This is a genomic window from Oscillospiraceae bacterium, from assembly GCA_025758045.1.
In the GTDB taxonomy this organism is placed as follows: domain Bacteria; phylum Bacillota; class Clostridia; order Oscillospirales; family Ruminococcaceae; genus Gemmiger.
In genome coordinates this window covers 317,870-335,736 of the sequence record CP107208.1, presented here as the reverse complement: position 1 = coordinate 335,736, position 17,867 = coordinate 317,870, and the positions used below count along the sequence as shown (strand labels likewise).

The following is a 17,867-nucleotide window of genomic DNA, read 5'->3' as shown; positions in this document are numbered from 1 at the left end:
AAAAGTGGTTGCCGTTTTACTGCACCGTGGTTGCCACCTGGGGCGCGCCGCCAGCCAGTTCTTCGGCGGTCAGCGGGCGGATGGGAGCGATGGGCGTGTCCAGCTTTTCGCGGGCGACCGCCAGCATCAGCTTGATGCGGTTCTCCTGGTTCACGCGGGTGGCGCTGGGGTCGTAGTCCACCGGCGTGATGTTGGCGTCCGGGTGCAGGGCGCGGATCTTATTGATCATGCCCTTGCCCACGATGTGGTTGGGCAGACAGCCGAAGGGCTGGGCGCAGACGATATTGCCATAGCCGCCCTCGACCAGCTCGATCATCTCGGCGGTCAGCAGCCAGCCTTCGCCCATCTTCGCCCCCAGCGAGATGATGCCTTCCGGTTTCTTCATCAGCTCGCGGAACGACCCCGGCGCGTAGAAGCCGTACTTGCGCATGGCGTCGTAGCTGGCGCAGCCGATGCTGTCCAGCCAGCCCAGGAACTTGTCGGCACCGCCGGCCACCAGCTTGTTGCCGCCGTACAGGTCGATGTCCAGCCGGTAGTTGGCCACGCAGTACTCCACAAAGCCCATCAGGCCGGGCAGGTTGACCTCGCAATCCTGGCTTTCCAGGAACTTTTCCAGGTCGTTGTTGCCCAGGGGCGAGTACTTGACGTAAATTTCGCCCACCACGCCGACCTTGACTTTCGGCACGCGGGTAATGGGAATGGTGGCGTAGTCGGCGGCAATGTCATAGAACCGCTTCTTCATATCGTGGGCGGAGTAGTTCTTGTCGCCCCGAATCCAGCCCTGGATCGTAGAGATCCACTTTTCGGTCATGGCGTCGGCGTCACCCCTGCGGTCCTCGTAGGGGTAGGTCTGGCTGCGCAGTGCCACCAGCATGTCACCGTAAAAGATGCTGGCAATGACCTTGCGCAGCAGCGGCAGGGTCAGCGGCAGGCCGCTGCCTTTTTCCAGGCCGGAGAAGTTCAGCGATGCTACGGGGATATTGCCGTACCCAGCCTTGACCAGCGCTTTGCGCAGCAGCTTGATGTAGTTGGAGGCACGGCAGCCGCCGCCCGTCTGGGTGATAAGCAGGGCGGTATGCTCCAGGTCATACTTGCCGCTGTTCAGCGCGTCCAAAAACTGGCCGATGACCAGCAGGGCAGGGTAGCAGGTGTCGTTGTGGACGTACTTCAGGCCCAGCTGCGCCACCTCGCTGCCGCAGTTGCCCAACACCTCGGTCTGGTACCCCTCGCTGGCCAGGGCGGCCTGCATCAGGCGGAACTGGGTCACGGCCATGTTGGGGATAAGGATCTTATGGGTCTTTACCATGTCCTTGGTAAAGTTCGGAGTCATGTATTCCATACTTGCCTCAATCTTTGTGGTCTTCTTTGCGTTCTTCCAGTGCGGCAAACAGGCTGCGCAGGCGGATATTCACCGCGCCCAGGTTGGTGATTTCGTCAATTTTCAACTGGGTGTACAGCTTGCCGCCCGCCTGCAGGATCTCGCGGGTCTCATCGGTGGTAACGGCGTCCAGACCGCAGCCGAAGGACACCAGCTGCACCAGGTCCATATCGGGCTGCTCTGTGCAGTACTTGGCGGCAGCGTACAGGCGGCTGTGGTAGGTCCACTGGTTCAGCACCGAGGTCTGGAACTTCTGCTCGTAGCAGCTGACCGAATCCTCGGACACAACGGCCGCGCCCTGGCGGATGATGAGCTGGTTGATGCCGTGGTTGATCTCCGGGTCCACATGGTAGGGGCGGCCCGCCAGCACGATAATGTGGCGGCCCTCCTTGCGGGCGGTGGCGATGATTTCCGCGCCCTTGTCCCGCAGCTGCTGCATGTGGCGGTGGTACTCGTCATAGGCGGCATCGATGGCGGCATGCACATCCTTTTTGTTCAGGCCGGGGAAGTACTTGTCCAGCGCCTGGGTAAACTTGCCGTAAAAGTCCTTGCGGCGCTCCAGGTTGAAGTAATCGTAGATCAGCCGGGTCCTGGTCAGCTCGGGGCAGTTGCCCTCCAGCACCTCGGGGTAGTAGGCGACCACCGGGCAATTATAGTGGTTGTCGCCCAGGTGTTCGTCCAGATTGTAGCTCATGCAGGGGTAGAACACCGCATCGACGCCCTGCTCGCACAGCCACCTGATATGGCCGTGGCTCAGCTTGGCGGGGAAGCAGGCCGTGTCGCTGGGGATGGTAGCCTGGCCGCTCTGGTACAGCTTGCGGTTGGAGAAGGGGCTGACCGTGACCTTAAAGCCCAGCCTGGTGAACAGCGTATGCCAGAAGGGCAGCAGCTCGTACATATTCAGGCACAGCGGGATGCCGATATTGCCGCGCGGGGAAGCCGGGGCCGGGGCATTGCGGTACTCCTCGATGAGCTTGAGCTTGTAGGCGTAGAGGTCCAGATCCTCGTTGTTGGCCTTGCCGGTCACCGGCTTATCGCAGCGGTTGCCGGAGATAAAGCGCTTGCCATCGGCAAAAACGTTCACGGTCAGCTGGCAATGGTTGCCGCAGCCGCCGCACTGCACGGTGTTGACTTTCTGGCTGAAACTGCGCAGTTCTTCCTCGGTCAGCACAGTGCTGTGGGCGTTCTCGCCCGCGCGGGCCTTGCCGTACAGCGCAGCGCCGTAAGCACCCATCAGGCCGGCAATGTCAGGGCGGATGACGTTGACGCCCATCTCTTTTTCAAAGGCGCGGAGGACGGCCTCATTATAGAAAGTACCGCCCTGCACGACGATGTTGCGGCCCAGCTCCTCGGGGCTGGAAGCGCGGATGACCTTGTACAGCGCGTTCTTGACCACTGAGATGGACAGACCAGCGCTGATATTTTCTATCGATGCACCGTCCTTCTGTGCCTGCTTGACCGAGGAGTTCATGAACACGGTACAGCGGCTGCCCAGGTCGACGGGCTTGTCGGCAAACAGGCCCAGGGCGGCGAATTCTTTCACATCGTAGCCCAAAGCCTGGGCGAAGGTCTGCAAGAAGCTGCCGCAGCCGGAGGAGCAGGCCTCGTTCAGGAAGATGTTGCTGATAGCGCCATCCTCGATTTTAAAGCACTTCATATCCTGGCCGCCGATGTCGATGATGAAGTCCACGTCCGGCAAAAAGTGCTTGGCCGCGGTAAAGTGGGCCACGGTCTCAACAAGGCCGCGGTCACAGTGGAAGGCGTTTTTGACCAGTTCCTCGCCGTAGCCGGTGGTGGTCACGCTGGCCACCTGCAGGCCGGGATGGTCCTGGTACAGCTTCAGCAGCGTTTCCTTGACCAGCGGGATGGGGTTGCCCAGGTTGGGGCGGTAGCTCTCAAACAGGATGTTGGCGTTTTGGTCGATGACCACCAGCTTGATGGTGGTGGAGCCGGAGTCGATGCCGATATGCACCGGCCCGCAATCCGCGCCGAAGGGCAGGCAGGGGACGGAGGCCTTCATGTGGCGGGCGTGGAACTCCTCGTACTCCTGCTTATCAGCAAACAGCGGCGGCAGGCTCACGTAGGTGGCCGTGGCGCTGTAATTGTCCAACCGCTGGGCAACCTCGTGCAGGTTCAGCACCTCATCGGCGTAGAAGGCCGCGCCCATGGCCACAAAGAGCAGGCTGTTCTCCGGCAGGGTGCCGGTAACGCCCAGGGTCTTGTCAAAGCTCCGGCGCAGCGTTTTGGAGAAGGTCAGCGGCCCGCCCAGGTACAGGATGTTGCCCTGGATGGGGCGGCCCTGGGCCAGGCCCGCGATGGTCTGGTTGACCACTGCCTGATAGATGGACGCTGCGATGTCACCGGCCTGTGCGCCCTGGTTGATCAACGGCTGGATGTCGCTTTTGGCAAACACGCCGCAGCGGCTGGCGATGGTGTAGGTGCGGGTAGCCTGCTGGGCCGCCCGGTCCATCTCGTCCGCGCCCATCTTCAGCAGGGTGGCCATCTGGTCGATGAAAGCACCCGTGCCGCCGGCGCAGCTGCCGTTCATGCGGACCTCGGTACCATTCGTCAGGAACAGGATCTTGGCATCCTCGCCGCCCAGCTCAATGATGCAGTCGGTGCCGGGCACCAGACGGTTGGCGGCCACGCGGGTCGCAAAGACCTCCTGCACAAAGGGGACCTTGCAGCTGTCCGCCAGGCCCATACCGGCCGAGCCGGAGATCGCCAGGTAGGCTTTGCCATCGGGCAGATATTCGGCGGCTACTTTTTCCAGCAGCGCCCTGCCTTTTTCCAAAATATGGCTGAAATGCCGCTCGTATGTAGAAAATACGATCTCTCCGGCGTCGTTCAGCACAACACACTTAATCGTGGTGGAACCAATGTCCAGACCAACTCTCATACGGATTTGACCTCCTGCGGTGTAACCTGTGGGGAAAAGGGAATGGGCCGCCGGGCAGCAAAGCGCTGTACCCAGCAGTACCATATTAAGTTATTATACGATTTTTCGCCACGATTGGCAAGGTTTCTATAATAATGTATATCCTGTCAAATTGCAAGCGTTGTACCAAAAACCGGCAAATTGTACCAAAAAACACCAAAGCGGCGCAGAAAGATTCCTGCACCGCCCTGGTGTCAAAAGAAAAGAGGAGTATGGATGAAAAAACTTGGGGTCACGTTCTCGTTCCGGGTCCCTGCTCCCTTCCTGAGAACATTTACAGTATACCCGGCGAATGTGAAAAGAAAATGAACTGAATTTGAAGAAATATGAAAAATTGTGTGATAAGATTGTAACGGGTGCGGGGGCATTTACGTGGCTGCGACTTTGACGCCCCCTCTGCGAGGGAGGCGCTTTCCAACCGTGCAGCAATTTTACGGATATACGAAACCCAAAAAATGTGGTACAATAATGACAGCATCAAAATCCAGGCAAAGAGGTGCCGCATCATGGCCAATCGCATCAATTATCAACTGGAAATGGAAAAGGTCCTGCGCCGGCTGGGGGATACCAAACCCACGCTGCTGCTGCATGCCTGCTGCGCGCCCTGCTCCAGCGCCACGCTGGAACGGCTGACCGAGCATTTCCGGCTTTCGATTTTATATTATAACCCCAACATCTACCCGCCCGCCGAGTATCACCGCCGCGAGGCCGAGCTGGAGCGCTTTGTGGAGCAGGCGGGCTATCGTTACCCGGTCATCGAGCTGCCCTATGAACCCGACGAGTTCTACACCGCCGTCAAGGGCTTAGAGCAGGAGCCGGAGAAAGGCGGGCGCTGCACCGTCTGCTACCGCCTGCGGCTGGAGCAGACCGCCCGGTACGCCGCCGCCCATGGGTTCGAGTGGTTCTGTACCACACTGTCCATCTCGCCCATGAAAGACCCCATCCGCATCAATGCCCTGGGGCAGGAATTGGGCGAGAAATACAACGTGTGCTTTCTGCCCAGCGAGTTCCGCAAAAAGGACGGCTACAAGCGCAGTCTGCAATTAAGTGCCGAGTACGGCCTCTACCGCCAGGACTACTGCGGCTGCGTCTTCAGCAAGCAGGAGCGGGGCGTGTAAGCCCCCTTGTATAAAGGGGCTGTCAGCGAAGCTGACGGGGGGATCGTCTCGTCTGTGTGGCAAGTCGGTTTACAATTTCACACCCCGCATTTTCTGGGCGGTTCAGCCTGCCCGGGACGCCGGAGAACCAGGAGTTTTGTATGACATTTTATTCTTTTCTGTTTTTGTTTTTTGCCTACTCCTTCCTCGGCTGGGTAGGGGAGGTCCTTTACACCGCCGTGACCAGGCGCAGGTATCAGGACCGCGGCGTCCTCAGTGGGCCGCTGTGCATTTTGTACGGCATCGGCGCCCACCTCATCAGCTTTGCTCTGCGGGACCTCAGCAATGACAGCTGGTTCTTTTTGGCCGTCTTCAGCGCCGTGTACGCCACCGTCATCGAGTGGGTGGCCGGCCACATCCTGGAGCGCACCAGCCACACCCGCTGGTGGGACTACAGCGATATGCCGTTTAACCTGGACGGCTACGTCTGCCTGGGGGCCTCGGCCCTGTGGGGCGTGTTGGGCGTTGTGGCGGTGAAATGGGGCAACCCTCTGCTGCTTGCCCTTTATGGCTTACTGCCCCACCGGCTGATCGCCATTATCCTGTGGGCGGCGCTGGTCATCTTTGCCATCGACGCCGTGGGCACCCTTTTGGCCATGCTGGGCCTGCGTTACCGCTGGGCCGCCGGGGCGGAGATCGAGAACCGCCTGGCCAACTTTACCGTCAACACCGGCATGGCGCTTCTGGGCTGGGTCGAGCAGCGCATGAACAAGGCTCACCCGGCCCTGACCTTCCGGCGCCAGCGCCGGGCCAAAAGCACCACCTTTGCCGAAGGATGCAGCCCGTATAAGATCATCCTGCTTTTCTTCATCGGTGCGTTTTTAGGCGATATTACCGAGACGATCTTCTGCCGCATCACCGCCGGTTACTGGATGAGCCGTTCCAGCGTGGTGTGGGGGCCGTTTTCCATCGTGTGGGGCCTGGCCATTGCCGCCGTGACCCAGCTGCTCTACCGCTACAAGGACCGCCCCGCCAGCTGGCTGTTTGTGGCGGGCACCCTGCTGGGCGGCGCGTATGAGTATTTGTGCAGCGTGTTTACCGAGGTCGTGTTCGGCACGGTGTTCTGGGATTACAGCGCCATCCCGTTCAACCTGGGCGGGCGCATCAACCTGCTGTACTGCTTCTTCTGGGGCTTTGCCGCCATTGCCTGGTTCAAGGTGTTGTACCCGCCCATCTCCCACATGATCGAGTCCCTCCCCAAGCGGTTCGGCACCGTGCTGACCTGGGGGCTGTGCGTTTTCATGGCCGCCAACATCGCCGTCAGCTCCGCCGCGCTGGTGCGCTATAACGAGCGTGTCCGCGGCGAAGCCGCCGCCACCAGCCTGGCCGCCTGCCTCGACGAGCATTTCGACGACGCCCGCATGGCCAAGGTCTACCCCAAAGCCGTGCATGTAGAAAGCGGGGGAGAGAGCCTTGCCTGAAACGCTCTCCCTGCCGGATAGAGGCTTTTTTGAGTTTGTATCTTTTCCCGAAGTGTGCTATACTGATAGCCGCACGAAAATTTGAAGGAGGAACTGCCCATGCTGCGCAATGAAGCGCTGGAAGAATACGGCAAGGCCCAAAAGCTGGGCCAGAAAGATTACCGTGAGAAGATGCTCCACGGGCAGTCCCCGTTTTTGCCGGTGCTGGATGACATCCTGCAAAATGTGCAGGTGGAAAACCAGCTGCCCCTGGGTCTGGTCGAAATCCCGATAAAGCTGGTGGTCGGCACCAAAACGGCAGGCCGCACCGCCGCTTTTGCCAGCAATTTTATGCCCCTGCTGGATTTAAATAGCGAGTTCGGCTCCAAGTGGGTCGCCCTTTGCATGGCCCACGTGGACGAGGGCATCCGTGACCCCATCCGCTGCTTTGAGTACATGGGCCGCTTCTATGTGCAGGAGGGCAACAAGCGCGTCAGCGTGCTGAAATACTTCGAGGCCGGCAGCGTGACCGGCAACGTCACCCGCGTGGTGCCCAAATACAACGATACCCCGGAAGTGCGCCTGTACTATGAGTTCATGCACTACTATCCGCTCATCCAGACCTATCTGTTGACCTTTACCAAGCCCGGCAGCTACGGCCGCCTGCAAAAGGCCATGGGCAAAGGCCCCGAGGAAAAGTGGACCGCCGAGGACCGCGCCGCCATCCTGTCCCTGTACAACTGGGTCGAGAAGGCCTACACCGCCCTGGGCGGCGACAAGCTGCGCGCCACTGTGGGGGACGTACTGCTGCTGCTTTTGCGCCTGTACTCGATGGAAGAACTGACCAAAGCCAGCCCCAACGAGCTGCAGCAAAAGATCGACGCCCTGTGGGATGACGTGCTGGCCCTGCAGAACGATGACCCCGTCACCGTCAGCGAAAAGCCGGCCGAGCCTGCCCAGACAAAACTGCTGGAACGCATTTTGCCCATCCACCCGGCAGCCCCCACCCACTTAAAAGTTGCCTTCATCCATGAGCGCACCCCGGAGACCAGTTCCTGGACCAGCCAGCATGAGTTTGGCCGCACCCAGCTGGACAGTGTGTTTGAGGGCAAGGTAGAGACCTTTGCCTACTTCAACGCTGTGCCCGGCCGGAACGCCGATTTGCTGATCGAAGCCGCCATCTCCCACGGCGCAGACATCGTATTCACCACCAGCCCCAAACTGGTGGGCGCCAGCCTGCGCTCGGCAGTCAAGCACCCCACGGTACGCATCCTCAACTGCTCCATGGAGATGCCCTACGCCAGCATCCGCACCTATTACACCCGCGTATACGAGGCCAAGTTCATCACCGGCGCCATCGCCGGGGCCATGGCCGGCACCGACCGCATCGGCTATGTGGCGGATTACCCCAGCTTCGGCGTGCCCGCCAACATCAACGCCTTTGCGCTGGGTGCCCGCATGGTCAACCCCCGCGCCCGCATTGAGCTGCGCTGGACCTGCCTGCCTGACCAGGAGGACCCGCTGGCCGTCTTTACCCGCAAGGGCATCACGGTGGTTTCGGGCCGCGACGCACCGGTGCCGGGCCGCCCCCAGCAGGAGTTCGGCACCTTCCTTATCCGTCCGGGCGGCGTATTGCAAGATCTGGCTACGCCCTTCTGGCACTGGGGCCAGTTCTACGAGAATGTGGTGCACAGCGTGCTGGACGGCGGCTGGGTGCGGGATAAATCCGGCACCGACGGCCGCGCCGTCAACTACTGGTGGGGCATGAACAGCGGTGTCATGGACGTGCTGCTCAGCCGCGAGCTTCCCTCGGACGTGGCGCATCTGGCCCGCATCCTGCGGACAGGCGTCACCGCCGGTATGATCGACCCGTTTGCCTGCCGCATCACCGACCAGAACGGTACGGTGCGCAACAGCGGCCGCCACGGGCTGGATGTGGAGCAGATCGTCCACATGGACTATCTGTGCGACGCCGTGGACGGCACCATCCCCGAGTACGACGACCTGACCGAGCAGGCCCGCCCGATGTACCGCATGCAGGGTATCCACCGTGACCAGCTGCCTGCCGAGAAGGAGGCCACGCTATGAAGCTGCTGTGCATTGCCGATGAGGAGTGCAAGGCGCTTTGGGATTACTATACTCCCGATAAGATCGAGGGCGTAGACCTCATTATAGCCTGTGGCGATCTGAACCGTCACTATCTTGAGTATCTTACCACCATGGCCCCCGTGCCGGTTTTGTACGTGCACGGCAATCATGACGAAAACTATGACCATCACCCGCCCGAGGGCGCCATCTGCCTGGATGACAACCTGTTCGTCTACCACGGGCTGCGCATTGTGGGGCTGGGCGGGTCCTGCCGCTACCGCACCGGTGCCTGGCAGTTTACCGAGGCCGAGATGCGCAAGCGCATCAACCGCCTGCGGGGCAAGATCGACCGCCACGGCGGGTTTGACATCCTTGTCACCCACGCGCCGATGCACGGCTACGGCGACTTGAACGACCTGCCCCACCGCGGCTTCACCGTCTTTCACGAGCTGCTGGACCGCTACCATCCCCAGCTGATGCTGCATGGTCATATCCATCTGACCTACGGCTGCAACATCCCACGGGAGCACCGGTATGGGGTCACCCGCATCGTCAACTGCTACGAGCGTGTCGCCCTGGAGGCCGAGCCTGTGCTGAAAGAACGCACGGGGCACCGCTTTCTGGCACGCCTGCTGCAGCTACCCTGACACCATTTGTAAGGAGAACCACCCATGACTAAAATTGCCGTATTCGGCGCAGGCACCTGGGGCATTGCACTGGCCCGTCTGCTGGCGGTCAACGGCCGCGATGTAACCGTTTGGAGCGCGATCCCCGCCGAGCTGAAATCCCTCAGCACTACCCGCCGCCACCCCAACCTGCCGGGTATGGAGCTGCCCTCCGCCATGCACTACACCGCCGATATTGCCGAGGCCTGCACCGGGCGCGACATCCTGCTGTTTGCGGTGCCGTCCCCGTTTGTGCGATCCACCGCCAAAAAGGCAGCCGAGTACATCCCGGATGGCCAGTTGATCGTGGACGTGGCCAAGGGGGTCGAGGACAAAACCCTGATGACGATGAGCGAGATCATCGAGGATGAGCTTGCCAAGGCCAAGCGCACCGCCCGCGTGGTGGCCCTCTCCGGCCCCACCCACGCCGAGGAAGTGGCCCGCGATATGCCGACTTTAATTGTTGCCGCCAGCGAGGATGAAGCCGCCGCCAAGGCCGTGCAGAAAGCCTTCACCGCGCCCAGCTTCCGCGTCTACACCAACACCGACCGCCGCGGCACCGAGTTGGGCGGCGCGGTCAAAAACGTCATTGCGCTGGCTGTCGGCATCGCACTGGGCCTGGGCTACGGCGATAACGCCAAAGCCGCCCTTATCACCCGCGGCAACGCCGAGCTGACCCGGCTGGGTCTGGCCATGGGCTGCAAGCCTGAAACCTTCGCGGGCCTGTCCGGCATGGGCGATTTGATCGTGACCTGCACCAGTATGCACAGCCGCAACCTGCACGCCGGTATGCTGCTGGGCCGCGGCAAAACAGCCGAGGAAGCCAAGTCCGAGGTGGGCCAGGTGGTCGAGGGCATCAACGCCCTGCCCGCCGTCTGCCGCCTTGCCAAAAAGTACAAGACGGAAATGCCCATCGTGCAAAGCGTGGACGCTATCCTGTGTGGTAAGCTCGAAGCCCGCAATGCCCTTGCGGCTCTAATGGAGAGAGACCTGAAACATGAATAAACACATCCGAGCTGCCTTTTTTGACATCGACGGCACGCTGCTGCTGTTCGGCAGCCACGAAATGCCGGATTCCACCGTGCAGGCGCTGCACGCCTTGCAGGCCAACGGCGTGAAAGTTTTCATCGCCACGGGCCGTCCGCCGGTGCACCTGCCGTATCTGCCCGCTTTGCAAAAGGTGAACTGGGACGGCTATGTCACCATGAACGGCCAGTACTGCTATATGGCGGATGGCGATGTCATCTACAGCAAGTACATCGACCCCGCCGCCCTGCGCACCCTGCTGCCCTATATTGAAAAAGAAAAGCTGTCCATCGGCTTTGTGGAGAAGGACAACTGCTATTTCAATCTCATCAATGAGCACAGTGCCAACTTTGCCAAGGAGCTGGGGCAGGGGACCGCTGACATTGCTGCCCGCATTGCACAAAATCCCATCTACCAGCTCAGCGCCTTTCTGCCCGATAACTGCGAGGAAGAGTTCCTCCGCCGCTGCCCCGGCTGCCTGGCCGTGCGGTGGAGCCCCGATTTTGCCGATATCCTGCCCGAGGGCGGCGGCAAGCCCAACGGCCTGGCCGAGATGCTGAAGCATTTTGGCTGGACCCGGGACGAAGCCATCGCCTTTGGCGACGGTGGAAACGACGTCGCCATGCTGGAATATGCCGGTATCGGCGTGGCCATGGGCAATGCCTGTGACGACGCCAAAGCCGCCGCCGACTATGTGACGACGGATATTGATAAGGAGGGCATCGCCAAGGCCCTGCGCCATTTCGGCCTTGTGTAAACCACAAACTGCATAGCCTGTTTTCCCCCTGCGTATACTGGACGCGGGGGGATTTTGTATGACCGCTTCTTTCTTTGACCCTGCCGCCCTGCGCACCCGCCTGCGGGAACAGCCCAGCCTGGATGTACCGTTCCTCGTCGTTTTGCTGGCGCTGCTGAGCTATGGGCTGATTATGCTCTTCTCGGCCGGGTACGCAGTGGCGCTCTATCGCCGCGGCGACGCCTACACCTACATCCGCCCGCAGCTATTGTTTGCGGCGCTGGGCGCAGCGGCCATGTACGCCGCCAGCCTGGTGGATTACCATGTGTGGCACAAACTGGCCTGGCCTGTTATGGGGCTGTCGCTGATTTTGCTCGTCGTTGTGCTGTTTATGCCGGAGTACAACGGCTGCAAACGGTGGATCGTACTGCCGGGCTTAGGCACCCTGCAGCCCAGTGAGATTGCCAAATTTGCCGTGGTGCTGGTGTTTTCCCACATCATCTCGCTGAATCACGACCGCATGCACAGCTTTGCCGGGGGCGTGCTGCCCTTCGGGCTGATTTTAGGCGTGGTGACGGTGCTGATGCTGCTGGAGCCGCACCTTTCGGGTACGCTGCTGATCTTATCCATCGGCGCAGTGCTGATGTTTGTGGGCGGCACCGGGCTGCAGTGGTTTGGGCTGGCGGGCGGCCTGGGGGCAGGGGCCATCGCGGCGGCGGTGCTTGCCCTGCCGGAACTGGTGCCCTATGCCACCGACCGCCTGGCCTCCTGGCGCGACCCCTTTGCCGACCCACTGGGGGAAGGGCACCAGACCATCCAAAGCCTCTACGCCATTGCCTCCGGCGGGCTGGCCGGGCTGGGGCTGGGCAACAGCCGCCAAAAGTACCTCTATGTGCCCGAGCCGCAGAATGATTTTATCTTCTCGATTCTATGCGAGGAGCTGGGCTTTATCGGCGCGGCGCTGGCCGTAGCGCTTTTTCTAGCGCTGCTGCTGCGGGGCATGTCCATCGCCATCCGTGCGCGGGATAAATTCGGGGCACTCCTGGCCGTGGGGTTCGTGGTGCAGGTTGTCTTGCAGGCCATCTTAAACATTGCCGTCGTCACCAACACCATCCCCAACACCGGCATCAGCCTGCCATTTTTTTCCTCCGGCGGCACCAGCCTGATGATGCTGCTGGGGGAAATGGGCATTGTACTGTCGGTTTCCCGCCAGACCGACGCCGTATAGCACGGCAAAATTCAAATGGATTTCACATTCATCCGGTTGAAAGCTGTCGCTATTTAGCATATAATAGGGGGGTACTTTTTAATGGGGAGGTGTGCCGTGAGCACGCAAAAACAAAAACGTCCCTTTGCCCTGCGGGCACTGGCCGCCTTTGCCGGTACGCTGGCCATACTGTTTGTGCTGCTGCTGGCTGCCTACGCCCTGCCGGGGGAACGGGTGCGGCAGCATGTCTACGACTCCGCCCGGACGATCCAAAACGAGGGGCTGTACCCGGAATATCTGGGCTTCAAGCTCTTTCAGATGGACAACTACACCGACACACTGATGCTGTTTGAGGCCGCCAGCGCCGACGAGCTGCCGCCCCTGCAGGCCATGATGACCAACACGGCCTACAATGTGGATAACTTCGAGACCCTGGCCGACGACCTGGCCTGGTACATAGAAAAGGATTGGTCCACCGGCGCCCAGCGTACCGATGCCCCCGCGCTGGAGCCGTTCTCCTACGCGCGGTACTGGCACGGGTATCTCATCTGGCTGCGGCCTTTGCTGCTGCTTATGCCCTACACGGGTGTTCGTATTGTACAGTATATCGTGCTGTTTGCGCTGCTGGCCGTGGTGCTGGTGCAGCTGCGCCGCCGCTGCGGGCTGCGGGCCGCCGTGTGGTTTGCCGTCAGCCAGTTGGCGGTGAGTGTATGGTTCGTGCCCCATCAGGTGCAGTATTTCACCTGCTTTATGATTGCCTACGCGGGCTGCGCCTGGGTGCTGGCCAAGCCCCGCCGCAGCGATGTGCTGTGCTTAGGGCTGCTGGTGCTGGGCACGGCGACAGCTTTCTGCGACCTGCTGGTCACGCCCATCATCACCTTAGGTCTGCCGCTGACCTGCTGGCTGCTGGAACCCCAGCAGCGCCTGCGAGGCGGCGTGCCGCAGTGCGCCTTGGCCGTGGGCGGCAGCCTGTGCTGGGGCACCGGTTACGCTTTATGCTGGGCCGGCAAATGGGCGCTGGCCGGGGCCGTCACTGGCAATAACGTACTGGCTGATGCCCTGCACCAGGCCGAGGTGCGCACCACCGCCGATACCTGGCACGGCATGGAATTGACATGGCGTAATATTTTTGGCTTTTTATACGATACGTTAAACAGCCATCATCTCTTCTGGCCCGCTCTCGCGGTGCTGGCGGTGCTGATTGCCCTGTTCATCCTCTCCATCCGCAGCAAAACTGCGCTGGTGCGTGCCTTACCGTTGGCGCTTACCACCTGCATGACCCCCGCATGGTTTGCGCTGCTGCGCACCCACAGCATCCAGCACGGCTGGTTTACCTGGCGTGCTTTGGGGCTTACCGTCTTTGCCGGGCTGGCATTTCTCTACTACGCATGTGATCTTCGCGCTGCGCGGCGGCGCTTACAAAAGGGAAGTATATGAACGTGACTGAAAATAAGAATGAAGCAACCGAAACCACTGCGACCGCCACGGCCGCCAAAAAGAAGCTGCCCCTCTGGGGCAAGATCCTGCTGGTCGTTGTCATCGTGCTGGCGGCGCTGGCTGGGCTGGCAACGCTGTACGTCAACGGCAAGCTGGACCTGCTGCACTACAACGACGGCAGCGTTGACTCGATGGGCACCATTGATGCGGACGAGGATCAGGACCTGGACGGGTCCGGTCTGGTACATAGCGACGACGAGATGACCATGCCCGAGGGCAGCCCCTTTGCCGACGACGATGTGCTGAACATCCTGCTCATCGGCACCGACGAGCGCACCGAGGCCGTCAACGATGCCGACGCCTTCACCCACCTGAACCAGCTGGACGGCACCAAGGACACCACCGAGTTCAGTGAGGACGCCCGCGCCGACAGCCTGATTCTGGTCTCGCTGGACATCAAGGACCACGCCATCCGCCTGGTCTCCATCGAGCGCGGCCTCGGCGTGCCCATCCTGCTGGACGGCTACGAGGGCGAGTATGACTGGATCACCCACACCTTCCGCTACGGCGGTGCCAAGCTGACCATGGACACCGTGGAGGATTGCTTCAACGTGCAGGTGGACCACTATGTCCGCATCAACTTCAACTCCTTCGTGCAGATCGTGGACGCCGTGGGCGGCGTGGACATCGACATCACTGAGATGGAAGCCAAGGCCCTGAACTGGGAAGTGCCCTCCAACTCGATGCTCATCGTCAACCACCTGGACCCGGGCCTCAACCACTTCGACGGCTACACCGCCCTGCAGTACGCCCGCCTGCGCAAGATCGACAACGACTGGCACCGTATCGAGCGCCAGCGCACCGTTATCCAGGCCGTTCTGGATCAGATCCAGAACGCCAGCGTCACCGATCTGGATAACCTGCTGAACACCATGCTGCCCCTGGTACAGACCAACTTTACCAAAACCGAGATCGCCGCGCTGCTGGTGCAGCTGCCGAGCTTTTTGGGCTGCGATGTAGAGCAGCTTTCCATGCCCCTGCAGGGCACCTACGGCGTACGCACCGGTATGGACGACCGCCTGATGTACGACCCGGACTGGTACGTAAATACCACCGCCCTGCAAGACTTTTTGTACAATGATAAGAGCTCCGAGGAGGTCATTGCCGCCACGCCGGAGACCGCCGCACAGGAGGCCGAGGGCCTGGCCGACACCGCCACACCTGAGACCGCTGTGAAGGCGTCCGACCCCACGGCTGACTATCTCAAATCCAACCTGCACACCGTCGATCTGAGTTACCCGCTGGACAGCTCCGACTTTGGCAACGCCGATTACCGGCTGTTCCTGGCCGGGCTGGAGGATACCCGCGCGGCCGAGGTGCAGCAAAACCTCATCACCTCTTTGCAATCCCAGGGCGTCAGCGTGGTGGCCGTCCCCTACGGCCCCGCCGCCGGTGCGCTGCTGGACAACTACTTACAGACCGGCGCGGCCGCCAGCCTGGACCGCTACCTGGCCGTACTGCCCAAGGCTGACCGCGATGATGCCAAAGCCATGTGGCAGGCCGTCTACGCCAGCTATCCCGGCCGCCTGCACGCCGTAGGCATGGGCACTGATAAAAGCGATGCCGTCATTGGCCAGGCGCTTGAAACGCTGGCCAGCCAGATTTGGAACACGCCGGAGCCGGAAATTACCGAGGCCATCAGCGCCATTAAGACCGGCACTGCCCGCGAGTCCGCCTACTGGTTCAAGACCGCCATGCAGAAGTATCCCCGCCAGATGCAGCGCTATTTCGGTGACCAATACATACTGGTCTATCGCCTGTATCAGGGCATGATGGGCAGCATCAACGCCGACGAGGGCGCGGGTCTGCTGGCCTACGACCTGCAGCAGGCGTTGAAAGCTTACCCGGACGCCAAGATCCTGGCCTTTACCGGCGTGGATGACCTGCTGCCCGTGGACGGCACCCTGGCCGCCCGCATGCAGGAAGTGCTTGCCAAATCCGACGAGCAGCTTTGCCCCATTGTGTCCCTGTGCGGCGAGTGGGAGTATGACGGCACGTTTGCCCCCAGCGATGCTGCTTTGTGGGACGCCGACAGCTTTGCCGATTGGCTGGGCAAATCCGCCGTGCCGGGCAAAGACCTGCTGCTGGCCCTGGACGGCGAGGACAGCCCCTTTGCCGCCAGCGCCGCCTTTATGGAAAATACCGACACCCCGGCAGGGGAGTGGGCCGCCAAGCTGCTGATCCTGCACGATAAAGTGGACGATACAACGACAAATACAGAAGAAGATACAGATTCTTAAAAAGTTTTTTGCAAAAAGCCGTTGACAAAACGGGAACAGTGTGGTATAAATGCTTTAAACCAATGAAGCGAAAGTAAAGCTGACAGCGCAGCCACAGAGAGCCCCTGTTGCTGGGAATGGGGCGCAAAGCGGGACAGCATAATGGTTCGCGGAGGGCACGGGGAAAAAGGCCAAGGCCTTGAGTATCCGCTGACGGGCAGCTCCCGTTACAGGGCAGGGGAATGTTGGTTCCCTACAGAGTGGCCGCAGTTTATAGTTGCGGCAAGCAAGGTGGCACCACAGATAAATTGTTATCTGCCCTTGCACAGGAGGATTTCTGTGCAAGGGCAGTTTTTTTATTCCTTACACAGCACAAGAGGGGAAATGAACGATGAAACACATTCCTTTGAAAGAGCGATGGCAATCTGTTTTGTAAATCTTGCCAAACAACAAACCAATTTACAAAACAAGGAGTAATTACCATGAAAAAGTTCATTGCTGTTATGACCGCCGCCGCTATGCTCACTTCTCTGTCCGCCTGCGGTGCCTCCGCTTCTACCGCTTCTTCTGCTGCCGAAAGCACTGCTTCTTCCGCCGCGGCAGATTCCACCACGGGATCCACCGCCGACGCCACCACCTACAAGGTCGCCATCGTCCAGCAGCTGGACCACGCCAGCCTGGATGAGATCCGCACCGCCATCGAGGCCGAGCTGGACGCCAAGGCCGCCGAGAAGGGTATCACCATTGAGTACAAGGATTTCAACGGCCAGAACGACGCCACCACGCTGAACCAGATCGGCACCCAGGTCGTCTCCGATGGCTACGATGCCGTCATTCCCATCGCCACGCTGGCCGCCCAGTGCATGGCCACCGCCTGCGAGTCCACCAAGACCCCGGTCATCTACGCCGCCATCTCGGACCCCGCCGCCGCTGACCTGACCGACATCGACTATGTCACCGGCACCTCCGACGCGCTGAACACCCAGTCCATCATGGACATGATCTTCGCCGTCCAGCCCGAGGCCAAGACCATCGGCCTGCTCTACTCCAACTCCGAGGCCAACTCCACCACCCCCATTGCCGAGGCCAAGGCTTACCTGGACGCCAAGGGCATCGCTTACGTGGAAAAGACCGGCAACACCAACGATGAGATCATGACCGCCGCCAACGCCCTGGTGGGCCAGGTCGACGCCGTCTTTACCCCCACGGATAACGTGGTCATGGCCGCCGCCGCTGCTGTCTCTGAGACGCTGACCAATGCGGGCATTCCGTTCTACACCGGTGCCGACAGCTTCGTCACCGCCGGCGCTTTCGCCACCTGCGGCGTCAACTATACCGAACTGGGCACCTACACCGCCGATATGGCGCTGGACATCCTGGAGACCGGCACCGTGCCTGAGTACCACGTCATGGACGGCGGCATCATCACCGTCAACACCGAGACCGCCGCAGCCCTGGACCTGGACTACAGCGCTTTCAATGATCTGGCCGGCACCGTGGTCGAAGTTGAGACCACCGCTGAATAAATCTTAACTCCCCAAAGGGAGGTGCAGGCA

At 60.8% G+C, this 17,867-nt stretch carries 12 protein-coding genes; 10 read left to right on the top strand and 2 right to left on the bottom strand.

The window, feature by feature from the left end; translation table 11 throughout:
- Positions 1-16: 16 nt before the first annotated feature.
- Positions 17-1,339: a 2-hydroxyacyl-CoA dehydratase gene (locus OGM81_01720; protein UYJ43897.1), complete on the bottom strand. Its 1,323-nt coding sequence runs from the start codon at positions 1,337-1,339 to the stop codon at positions 17-19.
- A gap of 7 nt (positions 1,340-1,346) precedes the next feature.
- Positions 1,347-4,277, bottom strand: a complete 2,931-nt coding sequence (locus OGM81_01715; GenBank protein ID UYJ43896.1) for an acyl-CoA dehydratase activase — start codon at positions 4,275-4,277, stop codon at positions 1,347-1,349.
- 545 nt (positions 4,278-4,822) lie between these two features.
- On the opposite strand from OGM81_01715, the gene OGM81_01710 reads away from it, so the two are divergent.
- The 10 genes from OGM81_01710 (at position 4,823) to OGM81_01665 (ending at position 17,837) form a co-directional block, all read left to right on the top strand.
- Entirely contained in the window at positions 4,823-5,434 is a 612-nt protein-coding gene (locus tag OGM81_01710) for an epoxyqueuosine reductase QueH (protein ID UYJ43895.1), read from the top strand.
- A 140-nt stretch (positions 5,435-5,574) separates the two neighbouring features.
- Positions 5,575-6,894 (top strand): putative ABC transporter permease, encoded by a 1,320-nt coding sequence (locus OGM81_01705; protein UYJ43894.1) that lies wholly within the window; start codon positions 5,575-5,577, stop codon positions 6,892-6,894.
- A gap of 99 nt (positions 6,895-6,993) precedes the next feature.
- Positions 6,994-8,961: a BMP family ABC transporter substrate-binding protein gene (locus tag OGM81_01700; GenBank protein ID UYJ43893.1), complete on the top strand. Its 1,968-nt coding sequence runs from the start codon at positions 6,994-6,996 to the stop codon at positions 8,959-8,961.
- Positions 8,958-9,608 carry a metallophosphoesterase family protein gene (locus OGM81_01695; protein ID UYJ43892.1) on the top strand — a complete coding sequence of 217 codons (651 nt, stop codon included), beginning with the start codon at positions 8,958-8,960 and terminating at the stop codon, positions 9,606-9,608. The genes OGM81_01700 and OGM81_01695 overlap by 4 nt, the downstream gene beginning before the upstream one ends.
- A gap of 24 nt (positions 9,609-9,632) precedes the next feature.
- Positions 9,633-10,631, top strand: a complete 999-nt coding sequence (locus OGM81_01690; protein ID UYJ43891.1) for an NAD(P)-dependent glycerol-3-phosphate dehydrogenase — start codon at positions 9,633-9,635, stop codon at positions 10,629-10,631.
- Positions 10,624-11,409 (top strand): Cof-type HAD-IIB family hydrolase, encoded by a 786-nt coding sequence (locus OGM81_01685; protein UYJ43890.1) that lies wholly within the window; start codon positions 10,624-10,626, stop codon positions 11,407-11,409. The genes OGM81_01690 and OGM81_01685 overlap by 8 nt, the downstream gene beginning before the upstream one ends.
- Before the next feature lie 58 nt (positions 11,410-11,467).
- The gene (locus OGM81_01680; protein ID UYJ43889.1) at positions 11,468-12,616 is read left to right on the top strand and encodes an FtsW/RodA/SpoVE family cell cycle protein; all 1,149 of its coding nucleotides are present in this window, start codon (positions 11,468-11,470) and stop codon (positions 12,614-12,616) included.
- A 96-nt stretch (positions 12,617-12,712) separates the two neighbouring features.
- The gene (locus tag OGM81_01675) at positions 12,713-14,032 is read left to right on the top strand and encodes a hypothetical protein (protein UYJ43888.1); all 1,320 of its coding nucleotides are present in this window, start codon (positions 12,713-12,715) and stop codon (positions 14,030-14,032) included.
- Positions 14,029-16,332: an LCP family protein gene (locus OGM81_01670; protein UYJ43887.1), complete on the top strand. Its 2,304-nt coding sequence runs from the start codon at positions 14,029-14,031 to the stop codon at positions 16,330-16,332. The genes OGM81_01675 and OGM81_01670 overlap by 4 nt, the downstream gene beginning before the upstream one ends.
- A 461-nt stretch (positions 16,333-16,793) precedes the next feature.
- Entirely contained in the window at positions 16,794-17,837 is a 1,044-nt protein-coding gene (locus OGM81_01665) for an ABC transporter substrate-binding protein (protein UYJ43886.1), read from the top strand.
- Positions 17,838-17,867: the final 30 nt, after the last annotated feature.

What these genes read in the sequence shown, in the direction of transcription:
- OGM81_01695 (UYJ43892.1), top strand. Translation starts at nt 8,958, where the DNA reads ATGAAGCTGCTGTGCATTGCCGATGAGGAGTGCAAGGCGCTTTGGGAT.
- OGM81_01670 (UYJ43887.1), top strand. Translation starts at nt 14,029, where the DNA reads ATGAACGTGACTGAAAATAAGAATGAAGCAACCGAAACCACTGCGACC.
- OGM81_01715 (UYJ43896.1), bottom strand. Translation starts at nt 4,277, where the DNA reads ATGAGAGTTGGTCTGGACATTGGTTCCACCACGATTAAGTGTGTTGTG.
- OGM81_01720 (UYJ43897.1), bottom strand. Translation starts at nt 1,339, where the DNA reads ATGGAATACATGACTCCGAACTTTACCAAGGACATGGTAAAGACCCAT.
- OGM81_01680 (UYJ43889.1), top strand. Translation starts at nt 11,468, where the DNA reads ATGACCGCTTCTTTCTTTGACCCTGCCGCCCTGCGCACCCGCCTGCGG.
- OGM81_01665 (UYJ43886.1), top strand. Translation starts at nt 16,794, where the DNA reads ATGAAAAAGTTCATTGCTGTTATGACCGCCGCCGCTATGCTCACTTCT.
- OGM81_01710 (UYJ43895.1), top strand. Translation starts at nt 4,823, where the DNA reads ATGGCCAATCGCATCAATTATCAACTGGAAATGGAAAAGGTCCTGCGC.
- OGM81_01685 (UYJ43890.1), top strand. Translation starts at nt 10,624, where the DNA reads ATGAATAAACACATCCGAGCTGCCTTTTTTGACATCGACGGCACGCTG.
- OGM81_01690 (UYJ43891.1), top strand. Translation starts at nt 9,633, where the DNA reads ATGACTAAAATTGCCGTATTCGGCGCAGGCACCTGGGGCATTGCACTG.
- OGM81_01700 (UYJ43893.1), top strand. Translation starts at nt 6,994, where the DNA reads ATGCTGCGCAATGAAGCGCTGGAAGAATACGGCAAGGCCCAAAAGCTG.
- OGM81_01705 (UYJ43894.1), top strand. Translation starts at nt 5,575, where the DNA reads ATGACATTTTATTCTTTTCTGTTTTTGTTTTTTGCCTACTCCTTCCTC.